Below are 17,625 nucleotides of genomic sequence, written 5' to 3'. Positions count from 1 at the left end.
CCTAGCCCCTAGCGCCAGCTAAAGAAATCCTTAGGCGCTTTGGCAAGGATGTCGGCGCCCAGATCGGTGCCCAAGGCCACGGCTTCTGCCCGAGGGGCTTTGCCCTCGGCGGTCAGGCGTTCAGAGCCGTCGGGCCGTAGGATCTCGCCGCGCAGGTGGATCTGGTCGCCTTCGATCACGGACAATGCTGCTATTGGCGTCTCGCAAGAGCCGTCGAGTTTTGCCAGAAACGCGCGCTCGCATGTGACACGGGCGGCTGTCTCGGCATGGTGGATGGCCGCCAGCAAAGTTGCCGCGCGGGTGTCGTTTTCGCGGTGCTCGATCCCGATGGCGCCTTGGGCGACGGCGGGGAGCATCTCGTCTGCTTCGATGGCTGCGGTGGCGCGGTCTGTCATGCCCAAGCGCGTTAGTCCTGCCATTGCCAGAAACGAGCAATCCGCGACCCCGTCTTCCAGTTTTTTCAGGCGGGTTTGCACATTGCCGCGAAACTCGACCAGTTTTAGATCAGGCCGAATCTGCGAGAGCTGCGCCCGGCGTCGCAACGACGAGGTGCCAACGACGGCCCCTGCAGGCAGGTCGGAAATCGACTTATACTTCAGAGAGATAAACGCATCCCGCACGTCCTCGCGGGGCAGAAAGACGTTCAGCACCAAGCCGTCCGGCTGAACGGTGGGCATGTCTTTGGTGGAATGCACTGCGATATCAATGTCGCCGCGCAGCATGGCGTCTTCGATTTATTTGGTGAAAAGGCCTTTGTTCCCGATTTCTTTCAACGGGCGGTCGGCATCGATCATTTGACGGTTGTCGCCGGTTGTATGGATGACCACGATCTCAAAGGCCTCGGCGGGCAGGTTATGTGCTGCCATCAGGCGGTCGCGTGTTTCATGCGCCTGCGCCAAAGCCAGCGGGGACCCACGTGTGCCGATTTTCAACGGCGCGTTTTGAGAAGGAAGATCAATCGTCATGGCCGCACCTCTAACCGCGTCCCTTTGTCCTGACAAGCGTCGCTGGCCTTGACATCTTGTCGCTGGCGCTAGACCTAACCTTACAAATCATAAGGTGACCTGATGGCGCAGCAAAAGACGATTCTGAGAGCACTGGCAGGAGAAACCCTGCCGACCCCCCCGATTTGGATGATGCGGCAGGCAGGACGGTATCTGCCAGAATACCGCGCCACCCGCGCGCAGGCCGGGGATTTCCTGTCGCTTTGCTATAATTCCGAACTGGCGGCCGAGGTCACATTGCAGCCGATCCGCCGGTATGGGTTTGATGCCTCGATCCTGTTTGCCGACATTTTGCTTCTGCCACAGGCATTGGGCGCGGATCTTTGGTTCGTCACCGGAGAGGGGCCGCGTTTGTCTACGATTCAGAGTCAGGCTGATTTCGACAAGCTGACACCGGCTGACTCGATCCACGAGACGCTCAATCCAATCTATGAGACCGTGCGTATCTTGCGGCGCCAACTGCCTGACGACACCACGCTGATAGGCTTTGCGGGCGCACCGTGGACCGTGGCGACCTATATGATCGCAGGGCGTGGAACGCCCGATCAGGGGCCTGCGCACGCACTGAAAGACAGCAACCCAGCGGTGTTTGATCAGGTGATTGACCGTCTGGTTGAGGGCACAATTTTGTATCTGTCCGAGCAGATCAGGGCTGGGGCCGAGGTTATCAAGCTGTTTGACAGCTGGGCCGGGTCGCTGAAAGGCGCGGATTTTGACAAATACGCGCTGGAGCCAGCCAAAAAGATCATAACAGCCCTGAAGGCCATGCATCCTGGCGTGCCGATCATTGCCTTTCCACGCGGCGCGGGCGAACGCTATGTCGGCTTCGCCAAGGCGACCGGCGCGGATTGCGTGGCCTTTGACGATGCGGTCACAGCAGAATGGGTTGCACAGAATGTTCAGCCAGATGGCTGCGTGCAGGGCAATTTGGCGTCATCGCATATGGTGACCGGTGGCGACGCGCTTGTGTCCGAGACACGGCGAATCTGTCAGGCACTTGCGGGCGGGCCACATATTTTCAATCTTGGACACGGCATCACACCTGATGCGGATCCAGAGAACGTCCAACTGATGATCGACACTGTGCGCGCGGGCTGACCTGCGCGCCACGTCTGTTCCATGGCTGATCCAAACAAGGCATCGCAGATCCTGCGGTGTCTTTTTTTCTGTAAGGGATCTGTAAGGGAAAAGTGGTGGCGTGGGGGAGACTTGAACTCCCGACCTAACGATTATGAGTCGTTCGCTCTAACCAACTGAGCTACCGCGCCACGGGTAGCGGGGAATTAAGCGAGACCACAGGTAGGGTCAAGAGGGAAATCGGCCTGAATGCACGATTGCTTGCGCTTTTTGTTGGACAGGTCTCTCTTGCCTTTGCCGACGCATCCATGCAGTTCTGTATATCCGCTATACGGGGCTTGGTTTGTCACGACATGAGGCCTATGTCGCAGACAACAAAGAGGGGCAACTATGACGTCAATTCTTGAAATAAAAGATCTTGTGAAACGCTATGACGGAGGGTTCGAGGCCCTTAAGGGCGTATCCCTGGACATCCAATCTGGCGAAATCCTGGCTTTGCTGGGGCCCAATGGCGCTGGCAAGACCACGTTGATTTCAACTGTCTGCGGTATCACGACGGCGACGTCGGGGTCTGTGACCGTGGATGGCCACGACATCAACGCCGATTTCCGCGCCGCGCGCACTTTGATCGGATTGGTGCCGCAAGAGGTAAACCTTGAGCCGTTCGAGACCGTGATAAACACAGTCACCTTCTCGCGCGGCTTGTTCGGCAAGCGGCGCAATCCTGACTATGTCGAAAAAATTCTGCGTCAGCTGTCGCTGTGGGACAAAAAAGACAACCGGATTATGACTCTGTCCGGCGGCATGAAACGCCGCGTGTTGATTGCCAAAGCGCTCAGCCACGAGCCGCGGGTTCTGTTTCTAGACGAACCGACCGCGGGCGTTGACGTCGAATTGCGCAAAGACATGTGGGACATCGTGGCTGATCTGAAAGCCAGCGGTGTCACGATCATTCTGACCACTCATTATATCGAAGAGGCCGAGGCCATTGCCGACCGTGTTGGCGTCATTAACCAAGGTGAGCTTTTGCTGATCGAGGAAAAGACCGCGCTGATGAAGCGGCTTGGGCAGAAACAGCTGAAGGTCGAGCTTCAGGAACCCGTGGCCGACGTGCCAGCCAGCCTTGCGGCCTATGACCTTGCGCTGAGTGACGACGGCCAGACGCTGGTCTACTCGTATGATACCAAGGCAGATCGCACCGGCATCACGTCGCTGCTGAGCGATATTGCCGCCGCGGGGTTGACCCTGCGCGATCTGCAGACAGAACAAAGCAGCCTCGAAGACATCTTCGTAGGCCTCGTTCATAAGGAAGACGCCGCATGAACTGGACAGCTATCCGCGCCATCTATGTTTTTGAGATGGCCCGCTTTTTCCGCACTCTGGCCCAGAGCTTCATCTCTCCGGTCATCTCGACCTCCCTGTATTTCGTGGTCTTTGGCGCCGCGATTGGCAGCCGTATCCAAGAGGTCGAAGGCGTGTCCTATGGCGCCTTCATCGTACCTGGATTGATCATGCTTTCGATCATCACGCAAAGCATCTCTAACGCGTCCTTCGGGATTTATTTCCCCAAGTTTATCGGCACGGTCTATGAGCTTTTGTCGGCCCCGATCAGCTTTTTAGAGATCGTTGTGGGCTATGTGGGGGCGGCGGCGACCAAGTCGATGTTTATCGGGGTGGTGATCCTTGCGACCGCGTCGCTCTTTGTGGACCTACAGATCCAGAATTGGCCTGCGATGATCGCCTTTATGGTGCTGACCTGCCTAAGCTTTGCGCTCTTTGGATTTATCATCGGGATCTGGGCCAGCAACTTTGAACAGCTTCAGCTTGTGCCCTTGTTGATCGTCACGCCACTGGTGTTTCTGGGTGGGTCCTTTTACTCGATCTCAATGCTGCCTGACTTCTGGCAGGTGGTGACCTTGTTCAATCCAGTGGTCTATCTGATTTCCGGGTTTAGGTGGGCGTTCTTTGGTCTGGCGGATGTGCCGATCCTGGTCAGTCTGCTTGCGATTGCCGGTTTCACAACGCTGTGTCTGATCGCCATTTGGTGGATCTTTAAAACCGGCTGGAAAATCCGCAACTAAACAATGGGCGCTTTCCGATGTGGAAAGCGCTTATTTGCAAGGCGGATCCCTTGTTATCACGGGGGCAAAACTCTACATGGCAGTCATGGTCAGATTGAACCCCTTCTCGAAACGCGAAAAGACGGTCGCCGTTGTGCGGCTGTCTGGTGTTATTGCTGCTGGGTCGCGGGGCGGCCTAAGCGACGAAAGCTTGGCACCTCTGATTGAAAAAGCCTTCAGCCGTGGGAAACCTTCGGCGGTTGCCTTGATCCTGAATTCACCCGGCGGATCGCCCGTTCAAAGCGCCCTGATCGGGGCACGCATTCGCCGTCTGGCGGATGACAAAAACATTCCGGTCTTTGCCTTTGTCGAGGATGTCGCGGCCTCTGGTGGCTATTGGCTGGCTGCCTCTGCGGATGAGATTTTTGTGGATCGGTCCTCCATCGTCGGTTCTATCGGCGTGATCTCTGCCGGGTTTGGCGCGCAGGATTTCATTGCGCGGCACGGCATTGAGCGGCGTGTGCATACGGCGGGCAAGTCAAAGTCCATGATGGATCCCTTCCGTCCGGAAAAAGAAGAAGACGTGGCGCGACTGTCCAGCATGCTGGAGCAGATCCACGAGGTCTTTATCGACCACGTCAAAACGCGGCGTGGCGCAAAGCTTGCCGAGGACCAAGACCTGTTCACAGGTGAAATCTGGGTGGGCCAAAAGGCGATCGAGGTCGGCCTTGCCGATACGGTCGGCCATCTGGTGCCCGAGATGAAAAAGCGCTTTGGCGAGAAGGTCCGCTTCCGTCGCTATGAACAGCGTCGCTCGATGTGGCGTCGCTTTGGCGCAAGCCTGTCTCAGGATGCCCTAGCTGGGCTAGAGGAACGCGCGTCTTTCGCACGGTTTGGCCTCTAGAGTGATTTTCAAGGCTGTCTCGATATTCCTTGTGTTCATCGCGGTGCTCGCGATGTTTGGCAAGTTTACGATACCGGGACAGAAACGGTTGCAAAGTGCGAGATGCGCCAAGTGCGGGCGCTTTAGAATTGGTAAGGGCCCCTGCACCTGCCAAAATAAGAAGGGCTAGAAACGCATGCTCGTTTGGCTGACGGCCGCCTTGGGTCTGGTGATTTTGTTGATGGCAGGCGACGCGCTGGTGCGTGGAGCCGTCAATATCAGCCTGCGGTTGGGGATCCCCGCTTTGATTGTCAGCCTGACCATCGTGGCCTTTGGCACCTCGGCCCCCGAACTGTTGATCGCCATCAGCGCGGTGGACGATCACGCGCCAGGCTTGGCCTTGGGCAACGTCATCGGGTCCAACACGGCAAATATTCTGCTGGTGCTGGGTATTCCGGCCATGCTGAGCCGGCTTCAGACCAGCCAGTGTGATACGCGCAAAAGCTATGCCATCATGATGGTGGCCACTGTGCTGTTCATGGCATTGGCCTATGTGGGTGTGTTTACCTGGGTCAGTGGCATTGTCCTGCTGGCAGTGCTTGCCATTGTGCTGTGGGATGCGGCGCGCACGGCGCTCAAACATCGCCGGTCCGAGGACGGAAGCTGTGCAGTCAGCTCGGCTGAGGACGAAGAAGAGCTGGAAGGCGCAGATCCAGACGCTCCGTGGTGGAAGATCAGCGTGTACTTGCTGCTTGGTCTTATCGGCCTGCCGCTGGGTGCCGAGCTGTTGGTGGACAGCGGGATTGATATTGCCCGCCAGTTCCACGTACCCGAGACCGTCATTGGCCTGACTCTGATCGCGATCGGCACCAGTTTGCCAGAGCTTGCGACCACCGTCATGGCTGCGCTGCGCAAGCAGGCAGATGTGGCGTTGGGCAATGTCATCGGCTCTAACATGTTTAACCTGCTGGCGATTATCGGCATCGCAAGTTTCGTAGGCCCCATTCCTGTGGACCGCGGGCTGCTGCATTTTGACCTGTGGGTGATGCTTGGCGCGAGTTTGCTTCTGCTGCCATTTGTTGTCTTCAAAAAGGATATGACACGGCGATGGGGCGTGATGTTGACCGCAGCCTATGTCATATACCTTTTGGTCGTTCTGGCCGCGTAAGACGTGCGGAAACACGCATTTTGATATGGCAATTGCCAGATCGAGTGCCCCTCCATAAACCCTTGTAATCGCGCAAGATGTTCGGGTGGTCGCGAAAGTTGTGCACTTTGTCACGCGTGTTCACAGGCCTGTTACAAAAAGCGTAATGTTTTCAGCGTTTTGCGTGATGATAAATTTTTTGTTGTTTAATATCAGCAGCTTAATTTAGTGCCTATTTTTTAGGCAACTTGTGGAATGGGCATAAAAACAAGGGAGTTTCCCGTGCCGGTGAAAGTTATATCCAGACTTATCCACAGAAAACGTGGACATGTTTTCCCTTGTCAAAGCGGGACCGTCATTGCAGCGGTCGCCAAAGAATCATATTTCTTGAATTCATGACCGACAGCACGCAGATCCCCTCTGAAACCCTGACAGGCCACGCGCGGATACACGAGTATCTAAAGACGCTGGATGGTTCGCCGGGCGTGTATCGCATGTTGGATTCACAGGCGCGGGTTCTGTATGTGGGCAAGGCGCGCAACCTGCGCGCGCGGGTGTCAAACTATGCGCGCCCATCCGGGCACACCGGTCGAATCTCGCGTATGATCAGCGAAACTGCCTCGATGATGTTTCTGACAACCAAGACAGAAACCGAGGCGTTGCTGCTTGAGCAGAACCTCATCAAACAACTCAAACCCAAGTACAACGTGCTGTTGCGGGACGACAAAAGCTTTCCAAATATCCTGGTCAGCAAGTCGCACGAATTCCCGCGTTTGCAAAAGCACCGAGGGGCCAAGAAAGAAAAGGGGGCCTACTATGGCCCTTTTGCCAGCGCGGGGGCTGTGAACCGGACACTCAACCAGCTGCAAAAGGCCTTTATGCTGCGGGATTGTTCCGACGCCAGTTTTGAAACCCGCACGCGCCCTTGTCTGCAATATCAGATCAAACGCTGCACCGCGCCCTGCGTTGGCAAGATCAGCCCGCAGGACTATGCGGCCTCGGTCGCCGATGCCGAGCGGTATCTGTCGGGGCGCTCGACCGACATTCAAGAAAAGCTGGCCGCCGAAATGCAGGTTGCCAGCACCGAGATGAACTTTGAACGCGCCGCCGTTCTTCGCGACCGGATCAGAGCACTGACACAGGTGCAAAGCGCGCAGGGTATCAACCCGCGCGGTGTGGCCGAGGCCGATGTGATCGCGCTCTATATGGAAAACGGGCAGGCCTGTGTGCAGGTCTTTTTCATTCGCGCCAATCAAAACTGGGGCAACCGAGATTTCTATCCCCGCGCGGGCACAGATATCGCGCCGTCCGAAGTGTTGCAGGCCTTTATCGGCCAGTTCTATGACACCAAAGAGCCGCCGCGTCAGCTGATCCTCTCGCACGGGATCGAAGACACGGATCTGATGTCACAGGCCTTGTCCGAGAAGGCTGGCCGCAAGGTCGAGATCACTGTGCCTCAGCGCGGAGAAAAGGCCGAGCTGATCGCCGGTGCCACGCGCAACGCGCGTGAGTCGCTGGGCCGCAAGATGAGCGAAAGCGCAACACAGGCCAAACTGCTGGCTGGCGTCGCCGAAGCCTTTGACCTCAAGGGGCCGCCAGAGCGGATCGAGGTCTATGACAACTCGCATATTCAAGGCACCAATGCGGTCGGCGCGATGATTGTCGCCGGACCCGACGGTTTTGCCAAAAACAACTATCGTAAGTTCAATATCAAAGGCGATGACCTGACGCCGGGCGATGACTTTGGCATGATGAAAGAAGTGCTGACACGCCGGTTCAAGCGCCTGTTGAAAGAAGACCCGGATCGTCAGAATGGCCAGTGGCCCGATTTGCTGTTGATTGACGGCGGCGCGGGGCAAGTAAGTGCGGTGGCTGAGATCATGCGCGAATTCGGGGTCGAAGACATTCCGATGGTTGGCGTCGCCAAAGGCGTGGATCGCGATCAGGGCAAAGAGGAATTCCACCGCATCGGCGTGCGCGCCTTTGCGTTGCGCAGAAATGATCCTGTGCTCTATTTTATCCAGCGGATGCGGGACGAAGCGCACCGTTTCGCCATTGGAACACACCGCGCCAAACGTGCCAAGTCAGTGGGAGCCACGCCCCTGGACGATGTGCCAGGCGTCGGCGCGACCCGCAAACGGGCTTTGCTTGCACATTTCGGCAGCGCAAAGGCCGTAAGCCGCGCGAACCTTGCCGATCTGAAAGCGGTCGAAGGCGTCTCGGACGCGCTTGCAGAAACCATCTATGGCTTTTTCCACGAGGGCAACTGACCAGCCGCCGTTTTGGTGCACCCTATCCGATCGGATGGGGCGTTAGCCGAATGGGGATGTCTGTTATCCCTCGTTCCTGACGGTCTCGCGTGCGAATTTCGTAGAAAGACTAAGACGCAAAGAACACATACTGCCCCGGGCAACCCTCTGCTGCACGCGTCCCATATGTTAGCCGAGCCGTTGCCCTCGCCACACGCGGTACCGTGCCAACTTCAGTCTTTAAGCGTCATCAGGAAGGTCGAGCATATCCCAGTGCTCGGCCTTTCGGCTTTTTGAACGCATTTGTGAAAAACCGCGCTTTTCCTGCGCGGCGCGACAGGCTAGGGATGGGGCATGACGAGGAATATCCCAAATATCCTGACCGTGCTGCGCCTTTTGGCGGCGCCGGCCATCGCTGTTTTCTTCCTGCTGATGCCACGCCCTTTTGCAGATTGGGCGGCGTTGGCGGTGTTCATTCTGGCGTCTTTGACGGACTATCTGGACGGGTTTCTCGCACGCAGATGGCAGCAGGTGTCCAAGCTTGGCGCCATGATGGACCCCATCGCAGACAAAGCCATGGTGGTGATCGCATTGGCGGTGATGGTGGTGTTCTCGTCGTTGTCGCATTGGATTTTGTTCCCAGCAACGTTGATCCTGTTCCGCGAGGTCTTTGTGTCGGGACTGCGCGAGTTTTTGGGCGATGTCGCGGGCACTTTGAAAGTTACCAAACTGGCAAAATGGAAAACCGCAACTCAGATGGTCGCGATTTCTGTGCTGATTGTTCAGGGGCTGTTTGAGCACTACTTCGGCATGTGGACATGGGGCATGGATTATCAGATCGTGCAGGACATCCTGGCTGGAACCGAAGAGGATCCGCTGGGGGTGCGCCATCTCTATAACGGAATGATCTGGTCCACCTATGGCGCGATTGGGTTGATGTGGCTGGCGGCGGCTTTGACTGTGATCACCGGGATCGACTATTTCCGCAAAGCTGCGCCACATTTGAAGGATTGAAGATGCAGGTTCTGTATTTTGCATGGGTGCGCGAACGCATCGGACTCCCGAAAGAGACGCTGGAAAGCTCTGCCTCAACAGTGATGGAGTTGGTGGAAGAGTTGCGCGCGCGCGAAGAGCGTTATGCGGTTGCCTTTTCAGATCTCAGCGCGTTGCGCGTGGCGTTGGATCAGGATTTGTCCGACTTTGATGCCTCGCTGGAGGGCGTGCGCGAAGTGGCGTTTTTTCCACCCATGACGGGTGGTTAAGCCATGCGTATTCTCGTGCAATCTGACCCGTTTGATGTGGCCGCGGAAACCGAGGGTTTTGCGCAAGGACATGAGAACGTGGGTGCGTTGGTCAGCTTTACCGGCATTGTGCGCAACAACGATGCGGGCACACTGAAGTCTATGCAGATCGAGCACTATCCGGGCATGACGGAAAAAGCCTTGGCCAAGATCGCAACAGAGGCGCAGAGCCGTTGGGATTTGCAGGATGTGCTGGTGATCCATCGGCACGGCGACCTTGTTCCCGGCGAAAAGATCATGATGGTCGCGACCGCAGCACGGCACCGCAAAGCGGCGTTTGAAGCAGCGGATTATCTGATGGATTACCTGAAATCCCGCGCGCCATTCTGGAAGCGCGAGATCACCTCTGACGGGGCCGAATGGGTCGCCGCCAAAGAGGATGACGAAGAAGCACTAAACCGCTGGTAGCCGCCACACTGCCGAGTGGATGCATCGCTATGTATGTCTAGCCCAGCTGTGCCCGCGCGTCGCGCAGACCTTCCATTGCTGCAGAGAGTTCAGCTTCGGTCTGGCTGAGTTGATTGGTCAGCTCGGCTTCGCGCTGTTGAAGGTACAAGATCGCCTGATCGCGCGTCTCTTCTGCGTCGTGCAACTCTTGGCTCATGCGTTCCAGTTCATCCACGTCAGATTGTGCAACGCGGGTAAAGCGATGCACCAGCCAATTGGCCAACCACCCCAGACTAAAGGCGATAAAGAGAACGATCGCGGTGGCGATGATAAACTCAGTTCTGGACATTCTCGGTCTCCTCTTCGGTGGTCTCGGCGTCGTCTTCGCCAGCCTCTGCGTCCTCGGATGCGTCGGCTTCGGCGCTGTCTTCGGCGTCTTCTTCGGCAAGGATCACGAATTCAATACGACGATTGGCTTCGCGTCCTTCCTCGGTTTCGTTGTCAGCGATCGGCTGGGTTTCACCAAAACCGACGGCTTGGAAGTTACCCGTCAGCACGCGGCGTTCACGCAGGGCAGCAAGGACGGATTGCGCACGGTTCTGGCTGAGAGCCTGGTTCATGCTTTCGCGGCCCTGGCTGTCGGTATGGCCCTGAATCTGCAGGCGAATGCCACCGCAGGCTTTCAGGATTTCCGCGATCTGATCCAGAATGGGTCCGGCTGATTTGTCCAAAGTGCCCGAGCCTGATTCAAACAGGATCTTACTGTCGCTTTGGGTGGCTTGGATGTCTGCGAGGCATTCTTCCGGCGTGGGCAAATTGGCCAACGGGTTCAGCGCGTCGTTATAGGCGACATTCAACGAGAAATGTTCAGCTTCGCCCAGCTTGGCGCTGAGAACCTGACTGATCCGCGTACCGGCATCCTCGCGTCCGGACTGGCCGCGTACGTCGACAACGTCTGGTGTGACGGTCATCGATCCATTGTGCAGTTCTGACAAGGCATCCAGCCCCGCCATGACCCGATTGGCCCATCCCACAGGCAACGTGTCGGTCAGGCGCGTTGCATCGTAGATGCTGTCGCTGCCAAAGCGCGCTTGGGCATAGCTGCGGATCGTCGTACGGCTCAGCTCGGTGCCAAGTTTACCGCGCAGCTGTACCAGACCTTCCGGGCTGAGCGTCGCGCCGAACTCGGGGATTTGAACCTCGCCGTCCTCAATGATGGGCAGCGTGGCGTGCAGGGTGAACACCTCAGGCAGCTCTTTTTTGGTTTCTGCCACAACACGGTCAAAGCGCGCGGCATCCATATTCGGCATCGAAATCAGCGCGATGTCGGCATCCGTGATGGTCACAGAACCTCCGCCCAGATCCTTAAGCGCATTGATCGCGACTTCTGCGGCGTCGGCCCAGCGGGGCGTTGGTACGCCAAGCCCGACGCGGCAGTCAGCGTCGCCTGCCATGCCGGCCTGTGCGGCGGCGGTCAGGATCTGGTCGCGCGCTTCTGTGGTGTCGGCAGAACAGGCGTCAAACTCAAAGGTGTCGCCCTCAAGCTTGGCGCGCAGCGTGAAGGGGGTGATCACCGGCAGCGGCGACGAAATCGTCAGGTCCAGATCAACGTCCGCAGGAACATTGCCGCGTATGCGTGCCTGAAGCGTGATTTTTTCTTCGGGGCTGTCGGCCATCGCTGTGATGGTCACACGCCCGCTTTCAACCGAGACTTTGGCTCGTGGCAGATCCTCAAGGCTCTCAATCGCGAAACCAAGCGCCTGTGACCAGCCAGAGGGCACCGGATGCTCCGCGACTTCCATAAAGTCGCTCAGATTGTCCGACCCGCCCGCAATCGAGGTCATACGGCGCAGGATAACCTGCCGGTTGTTCTCTTCTGGGACCAGACCGATCAGCGAGATGCCGGAATCATTGCGCAGAATTTCGATCGAAAACTTGGGCGGCGCCAGCGCGACCGAGGCCTGCACGTCCATATTGTCGATGACACGCGCCGCATCGACCACGGTTCCGGCGACGCTCAAGGCGATAAACCGATCTGATTCTTGCGGTGCAACGCCCGTCAGAAAGACATTCAGCCCTTCGGCATGGACTTCGACCCAGTCCATGTTTTTGGCCTCGAGCGCGTCCAGCACGCCGTCTTCGGAAACGTCTTCTACGGCAAGTGCCGTAAAATACGCGGCCACAACGCTCAGAAACGCTGCGAAGAGAAAAGTTCCAACCATTGGGAGGTTGAAGGGAAGTTGCACGGGCAAACGCATTTGAGAAATCTTATCCCCGGTGTTTGCCAAAGTGTTACGCCAGTTCATGGTGTTCTTTCAATCAGACGAAATAGGCGATGGCAAAAAACAGCAAAGGGATGAGCCCGGCATCCCTATTTGTACGAAACAGTTTGAGAAGGCTGTCGGGATTGTCCATATCCATGACCCGCAGCTGCCAGGTCAGATGCCAGCCCATCGCCCAAGGGCCAGCAAGGGCAACTACTAGCGACAAAGGACTGCGATCTAGCGTGACCAAAATCGCGGCCGCGCCCATCAGCGAGACAGTCGCGATCAGGAAGCCCAGCATCCATTTTGGCGTTTGCTCTTGAAACAGGCGCGCGGTGGATTTCACCCCGATCAACGCATCATCTTCTTTGTCCTGATGCGCGTAAATCGTGTCATAAAACAGCGTCCATGTGATGCCCGAAACATAAAGCACCACCGCAGGCCAAGCCAAAGAGCCGGTGTGCGCCGTCCAGCCCACCAATGCGCCCCAGTTGAAGGCCACGCCAAGAAACACTTGCGGCCACCACGTAAAGCGTTTGGCGAAGGGATAGATCATCACAGGCACCAAAGCGGCGATGCCAAGATAAATTGCCGTAGGGTAGAACGTCAGCAGAATGCCAAAGGCCACCAGCGTCTGCACCAGCATCCAGATCACGGCACCTTTGACCGTCACCTGTCCCGAAGGAATCGGGCGTGATTTCGTTCGCTCGACCTGCCCATCAAAGTTGCGGTCCGTGATGTCGTTCCAGGTACAGCCCGCGCCCCGCATCAGGAAAGACCCGGCAAAGCAGGCCACCACCGTCCACAGATCATGCAGCGTCAGGATGTTGTCGCTGAGAATCGCAAGCGACAATCCCATCAGACAGGGAAAAAACAGCAGCCAGGTGCCAGTCGGGCGGTCTGCGCGAGACAGTCTGAGATAGGGCCGCGACCAGGCTGGCGCCCTGTGATCCACCCAATTGCCTTTGACAGCGTCAGAAACCTGACCCTCTGGCTCTGGTGCTAGCGGCGTCTCGCCCATATGTAGGTCCTCATGAAGGATGCAAAAGTCAGACTGTATGTAGATCACCCGCTGGGGGCAGGGCAATCGGTTCCTCTGGATCGTGATCAGGCGCATTATCTCTTTGGGGTAATGCGACTGACCGTCGGGTCATCTGTTTTGCTGTTCAATGGCCGAGATGGCGAATGGCGCGCGGATGTGGCCAGCGCCGGGAAACGCGCCGGAGAGCTGGTCTGTTCAGAAATGACCAAGCCGTTGCACATGCCGCCGGACCTGTGGCTGGTCTTTGCGCCGATCAAAAAGGCCCGCACGGATTTCATCGTCGAGAAAGCCGCCGAAATGGGCGCGGCCCGGATTGTCCCGATGCAGACAGAGTTCACCAATTCGGAACGGGTGCGGCAGGATCGTCTGCAGGCGCATGCCGTTGAGGCAGCCGAGCAATGTGGCGGAACCTTTGTGCCCGAGGTGTCTGATCTGCAAAAATTCGACCGGCTTTTGGCCGATTGGCCCGCCGACCGCCGCATCATGTTCTGTGACGAAGCTGAGGTTGGACAGGCGACCTTGGATCTCGCCAGCGAAGGTGCAGACTCCGCGGGACCGTGGGCCATATTCATCGGGCCCGAGGGCGGGTTTTCCGACACGGAACGCGCGCGCCTGACGTCGATGAAGGGCACCACCACAGTATCCTTGGGGCCACGTATCCTGCGCGCTGACACAGCAGCGGTCGCGGCGATGACGCTCTGGCAGAAAACGCTGGGGGATTGGGCATGATACGCGCGGCGCGCGCAGGGGATGAACCTGCGCTCCTCGCTTTTTTGCAACCGCATCTTGCCACGTCCATGTTTTTGGCAGGAAACCTGCTGGAGCATGGTTTGTTTGAGCGCGAGCACCGCCATGGAACCGAGTTCTGGGTCCTGGAAGACTCTGGCTCTATCCAGGGGGTCTTTGGGGCGACCATGCAAGGGTATCTCATGGTTCAGTGCCCAGACGGGGATCACGCGGTCTGGCAAGCCTTTGCGCAATGCGTTGCGGGGCGGCTATTCCGAGGAATTACCGGGGACGCCGCGCAAGTCGAACATGTGATGTCCGTATTGGGCATTCATGCCGATGACGTTGCCTTAGATGCGTTGGACCCTTTGATGTTCATGGATCTGAGCGATTTACCGGATAGCGCGTCTGACATTCGCGCACCGTCTGCGGATGACTGGTCGCTTTTAAAAGACTGGTGGCGAGGATATCTTGTGGATGCAGGGTTGAACACTGCCGACGACGCCAATGTGGATGAGGATTCCGCGACGCGGGCCACGGTTTCGGTCCAAGAGAACGCGACGCGCATTCTGACGGTTGAAGATCAATCGGTGGCGATGTCGTCAATCAACGCGCGAGTGAAAAATATGGTGCAGATCGGCGGCGTCTACACGCCGCGGCATCTGCGCGGGCAAGGCTTTGCTGGTCGCGTTATCGCGGCACATATGACCGAAGAGCGTGGGGCAGGTGTAAAGCAGGCGATTTTGTTCGCGGCCAGCGAAATGGCCACCAAAGCCTATGAGAAAATTGGCTTCACGCAGATCGGGCACTACCGTCTCTTTCTAGCCAAAACGCCAGTGCGACTGGGAGGGCAGCTATGAATTTCATTAGACCCGAAGCGCAGGCGGTATTCCTGCGGTGGCGTGAAGCGCTTATCGGTATTCTTGTTGTTGTGCTGGGGCTTTACTGGACGACCGGCACCGGCCTTCTGCAATGGGTCGGAGGGGTCGTGGCGATTGGCGGTGCGATCTTGACCTTTACGGGCCTGCAACGCGCGCGGTTTCGCGTGGGCAATGGGGGCGTTGGTGTTGTGACCGTCGATGAGGGCGAAATCAGCTATTTTGGCCCGTTTAACGGCGGCACTGTATCGATCCGAGAGCTGAACATGCTCAGCCTTGACCCGACCAGCACACCACCGGTCTGGGTTCTAAGCCAACCGGGGCAGGCGGATCTGTATATCCCGGTAAATGCCGAAGGCACGGACCAGCTTTTTGATGCTTTTGCGGCCCTGTCGGGCATCCGCACAGATCACCTTTTGACTGCGCTCAACAAGGGGGCGGATGACGTGGTTGTGATCTGGGCCAAACGGCCACGCGCATTGCATTGACACTGCCGCCGACTCGCGTCACAGCTAAGCACCCTAGCGTTAGCGAAACAGCCGGAGCGCCTCATGTCGATCCCACAGTCCGGTGGCGGACCCATCGAAAGCCACGATCAACTTACGGAATATCTGGTCTCGGGGTGTAAACCCAAAGATGCTTGGCGCATTGGCACCGAACACGAGAAGTTCGGCTATTGCAAAGACACGCTGCAACCTCTGCCATTTGATGGAAAACGGTCGATTGTTGCGATCCTTGAGGGGCTGCGTGACCGCCACGGCTGGTCCCCCGTTATGGAAGCCGACAAGCTGATCGGTCTTGAGAAAGAAGGCGCGAATGTCAGCCTTGAGCCGGGTGGCGCACTCGAGCTGTCTGGCGCTCCGCTGGAGTCCATTCACCAGACGTGCGACGAGGTGAATATTCACCTGCGCGAAGTTCAGGATATTGCCGATGAAATCGGCGCAAAATTCATCGGTCTGGGGGCGGCTCCGATCTGGTCCCACGACGAGATGCCGCTGATGCCGAAAGGCCGGTATCGGTTGATGAACGACTACATGGAAAAAGTCGGCTCGATGGGGCGCGCGATGATGCGGCGCACCTGCACGGTGCAGGTCAATCTGGATTTCGGATCCGAGGCCGACATGGTTCAAAAGCTGCGCGTGGCCCTGGCGTTGCAGCCGGTTGCCGTAGCCCTGTTTGCGAATTCGCCCTTCTTTGAGGGCAAGGTGAACAACCACAAATCCTGGCGCAGCTATATCTGGCGTCATCTGGACGACGCGCGCACGGGCATGCTGCCGTTTGTGTTTGAAGATGGCATGGGGTTTGAGCGCTATGCGGAATATGCGCTCGATGTGCCGATGTATTTCGTCTATCGAGATGGCAAATATATCAATGCCTTAGGTCAGTCGTTCCGTGATTTCCTAAAGGGTCAACTTCCGGCATTGCCCGGTGAAATCCCGACCCTGTCTGATTGGGCAGATCACCTGACGACCGCCTTCCCAGAAGCCCGTATCAAGAAATACATGGAGATGCGCGGCGCGGATGGTGGTCCGTGGCGTCGTCTGTGCGCTTTGCCTGCGTTCTGGGTTGGATTGATGTATTCGCAATCCTCGCTTGATGCGGCCTGGGATCTGGTCAAAGACTGGGACGCGGAAACCCGCGAAGCCCTGCGCGTTGAGGCCAGTGTGCACGGGTTGCAGGCCCGCGTCGGCAATATCAATATGCATGAACTGGCGCGCGAGGTGCTGGCGATCAGCGAGGCAGGCCTGAAAGAACGCAACCTAGCTGGTGCAGGCGGTCTGGTGCCTGATGAAACCCACTTCCTGAACGCGCTTCAGGAAAGCATCGACAGCGGCATGGTGCCTGCGGACGAGCTTTTGGCCAAGTATCACGGCGAATGGGGTGGGGATCTGTCGCGGATATACGAAGAATTCAGCTATTGATTGGACCGGCCCGCAGCGACCAGCTTGCGGGCTATTTCTTGCCAATCTTGGGTTCTGTGCCATCGCGCAGCCGCGCGATATTGGCCCCGTGCCGCCAAAAGATAGGAGCGGTTAACGCCAAGGCCAGCGCGACCATACCAGTCTGGCCAAAAACCACCAACCAAAGCGCAGCGCTGGCAGCGGAGACAAGGGCCGAAAGTGACGAGATCCGTGTCACAACGGCCGTCGCCAGCCATGTCAAACAGCACGCAATTCCGACGGGCCAGAACAGCGCCAGCATCAGCCCTAAAAATGTCGCGACGCCTTTGCCGCCTTTGAACCGCAGCCAGACCGGAAAACAGTGACCGACAAACGCCAAGAGGCCCGCGATTTGCGCGGCGTCTTCGCCGATCCAGACGCGGGCCAAAATGACTGCAACCGCGCCTTTGCCCCCGTCCAGCAGCAACGTCAAAGCTGCTGCTGTCTTTGACCCCGTCCGCAGCACGTTGGTTGCGCCGATATTGCCCGATCCGATGTTGCGCAGATTGCCCAACCCCATGACGCGCGCCAGAATCAGCCCAAATGGAATTGACCCCAAAACATAGCCAAACACAGCAGCAAGCGCCAAAAGCGAGGGAACGGTGGTAAATTCAGGCATGGATGTCTCCGTCGTTAGGGCGGTTGGGGCACACAGGGATCAAAGGCG

General features: G+C 57.6%; 17 protein-coding genes, 1 tRNA gene and 1 pseudogene. 13 read left to right on the top strand and 6 right to left on the bottom strand.

The features are described from left to right. Positions 1–8: 8 nt before the first annotated feature. Positions 9–965: pseudogene (gene hemC / locus ACEQWH_RS11820) on the bottom strand (hydroxymethylbilane synthase). A gap of 102 nt (positions 966–1,067) precedes the next feature. On the opposite strand from hemC, the gene hemE reads away from it, so the two are divergent. Then, entirely contained in the window at positions 1,068–2,102 is a 1,035-nt protein-coding gene (hemE, locus tag ACEQWH_RS11815) for a uroporphyrinogen decarboxylase (RefSeq protein ID WP_370231123.1), read from the top strand. A 93-nt stretch (positions 2,103–2,195) separates the two neighbouring features. Here hemE and ACEQWH_RS11810 read toward each other — a convergent pair. After that, positions 2,196–2,272: transfer RNA gene (locus tag ACEQWH_RS11810), tRNA-Met, on the bottom strand. 199 nt (positions 2,273–2,471) lie between these two features. Between ACEQWH_RS11810 and ACEQWH_RS11805 the strand changes: the two genes are divergently transcribed. The 8 genes from ACEQWH_RS11805 (at position 2,472) to moaE (ending at position 10,129) form a co-directional block, all read left to right on the top strand. Continuing rightward, on the top strand, positions 2,472–3,404 hold the full coding sequence (locus tag ACEQWH_RS11805; protein ID WP_370231121.1) for an ABC transporter ATP-binding protein: 933 nt from the start codon (positions 2,472–2,474) through the stop codon (positions 3,402–3,404). After that, positions 3,401–4,162 carry an ABC transporter permease gene (locus ACEQWH_RS11800; protein ID WP_370231118.1) on the top strand — a complete coding sequence of 254 codons (762 nt, stop codon included), beginning with the start codon at positions 3,401–3,403 and terminating at the stop codon, positions 4,160–4,162. The genes ACEQWH_RS11805 and ACEQWH_RS11800 overlap by 4 nt, the downstream gene beginning before the upstream one ends. Before the next feature lie 85 nt (positions 4,163–4,247). Continuing rightward, positions 4,248–5,045, top strand: a complete 798-nt coding sequence (locus ACEQWH_RS11795) for a S49 family peptidase (RefSeq protein WP_370231159.1) — start codon at positions 4,248–4,250, stop codon at positions 5,043–5,045. Between the two features lie 175 nt (positions 5,046–5,220). After that, positions 5,221–6,192 (top strand): calcium/sodium antiporter, encoded by a 972-nt coding sequence (locus ACEQWH_RS11790; RefSeq protein ID WP_370231117.1) that lies wholly within the window; start codon positions 5,221–5,223, stop codon positions 6,190–6,192. Between the two features lie 374 nt (positions 6,193–6,566). Next, positions 6,567–8,441, top strand: a complete 1,875-nt coding sequence (uvrC, locus tag ACEQWH_RS11785; protein ID WP_370231115.1) for an excinuclease ABC subunit UvrC — start codon at positions 6,567–6,569, stop codon at positions 8,439–8,441. A gap of 333 nt (positions 8,442–8,774) precedes the next feature. Further along, positions 8,775–9,434, top strand: a complete 660-nt coding sequence (pgsA, locus tag ACEQWH_RS11780) for a CDP-diacylglycerol--glycerol-3-phosphate 3-phosphatidyltransferase (protein ID WP_370231112.1) — start codon at positions 8,775–8,777, stop codon at positions 9,432–9,434. A 2-nt stretch (positions 9,435–9,436) separates the two neighbouring features. Continuing rightward, positions 9,437–9,682, top strand: a complete 246-nt coding sequence (moaD, locus tag ACEQWH_RS11775) for a molybdopterin converting factor subunit 1 (RefSeq protein WP_370231110.1) — start codon at positions 9,437–9,439, stop codon at positions 9,680–9,682. A 3-nt stretch (positions 9,683–9,685) separates the two neighbouring features. Further along, a complete protein-coding gene (gene moaE / locus ACEQWH_RS11770) occupies positions 9,686–10,129 on the top strand; it encodes a molybdopterin synthase catalytic subunit MoaE (protein ID WP_370231108.1) in 444 nt (147 codons plus the stop codon). A 37-nt stretch (positions 10,130–10,166) separates the two neighbouring features. On the opposite strand, the gene ACEQWH_RS11765 is transcribed toward moaE, so the two are convergent. From ACEQWH_RS11765 to ubiA, 3 genes are all read right to left on the bottom strand, one after another. After that, positions 10,167–10,457: a hypothetical protein gene (locus ACEQWH_RS11765; RefSeq protein WP_370231105.1), complete on the bottom strand. Its 291-nt coding sequence runs from the start codon at positions 10,455–10,457 to the stop codon at positions 10,167–10,169. After that, positions 10,444–12,366 carry an OmpA family protein gene (locus tag ACEQWH_RS11760; protein ID WP_370231103.1) on the bottom strand — a complete coding sequence of 641 codons (1,923 nt, stop codon included), beginning with the start codon at positions 12,364–12,366 and terminating at the stop codon, positions 10,444–10,446. The genes ACEQWH_RS11765 and ACEQWH_RS11760 overlap by 14 nt, the downstream gene beginning before the upstream one ends. A 61-nt stretch (positions 12,367–12,427) precedes the next feature. Next, positions 12,428–13,393, bottom strand: coding sequence for a 4-hydroxybenzoate octaprenyltransferase (gene ubiA / locus ACEQWH_RS11755; RefSeq protein ID WP_370231100.1), 966 nt, complete (start codon positions 13,391–13,393; stop codon positions 12,428–12,430). A gap of 12 nt (positions 13,394–13,405) precedes the next feature. Here ubiA and ACEQWH_RS11750 point away from each other — a divergent pair, with 12 nt between their 5' ends. The 4 genes from ACEQWH_RS11750 to ACEQWH_RS11735 all read left to right on the top strand — a co-directional run bounded on the left by ACEQWH_RS11750 (position 13,406) and on the right by ACEQWH_RS11735 (position 16,940). Beyond that, on the top strand, positions 13,406–14,143 hold the full coding sequence (locus ACEQWH_RS11750) for a 16S rRNA (uracil(1498)-N(3))-methyltransferase (RefSeq protein WP_370231097.1): 738 nt from the start codon (positions 13,406–13,408) through the stop codon (positions 14,141–14,143). After that, a complete protein-coding gene (locus ACEQWH_RS11745; RefSeq protein WP_372521402.1) occupies positions 14,140–15,000 on the top strand; it encodes a GNAT family N-acetyltransferase in 861 nt (286 codons plus the stop codon). Before ACEQWH_RS11750 ends, ACEQWH_RS11745 begins: the two co-directional genes overlap by 4 nt. Continuing rightward, positions 14,997–15,506 (top strand): hypothetical protein, encoded by a 510-nt coding sequence (locus tag ACEQWH_RS11740; protein ID WP_370231091.1) that lies wholly within the window; start codon positions 14,997–14,999, stop codon positions 15,504–15,506. Before ACEQWH_RS11745 ends, ACEQWH_RS11740 begins: the two co-directional genes overlap by 4 nt. A gap of 63 nt (positions 15,507–15,569) precedes the next feature. Next, a complete protein-coding gene (locus ACEQWH_RS11735; protein WP_370231088.1) occupies positions 15,570–16,940 on the top strand; it encodes a glutamate--cysteine ligase in 1,371 nt (456 codons plus the stop codon). Positions 16,941–16,971: 31 nt separating this feature from the next. On the opposite strand, the gene plsY is transcribed toward ACEQWH_RS11735, so the two are convergent. Continuing rightward, positions 16,972–17,577, bottom strand: coding sequence for a glycerol-3-phosphate 1-O-acyltransferase PlsY (gene plsY / locus ACEQWH_RS11730; RefSeq protein ID WP_370231085.1), 606 nt, complete (start codon positions 17,575–17,577; stop codon positions 16,972–16,974). Between the last annotated feature and the right edge of the window lie 48 nt (positions 17,578–17,625).

The sequence above is a fragment of the Cognatishimia sp. genome, assembly GCF_964229375.1.
Lineage (GTDB): Bacteria > Pseudomonadota > Alphaproteobacteria > Rhodobacterales > Rhodobacteraceae > Cognatishimia.
The sequence above is the reverse complement of the archived record's forward strand: the minus strand, read 5'-3'. Positions and strand labels throughout refer to the sequence as shown.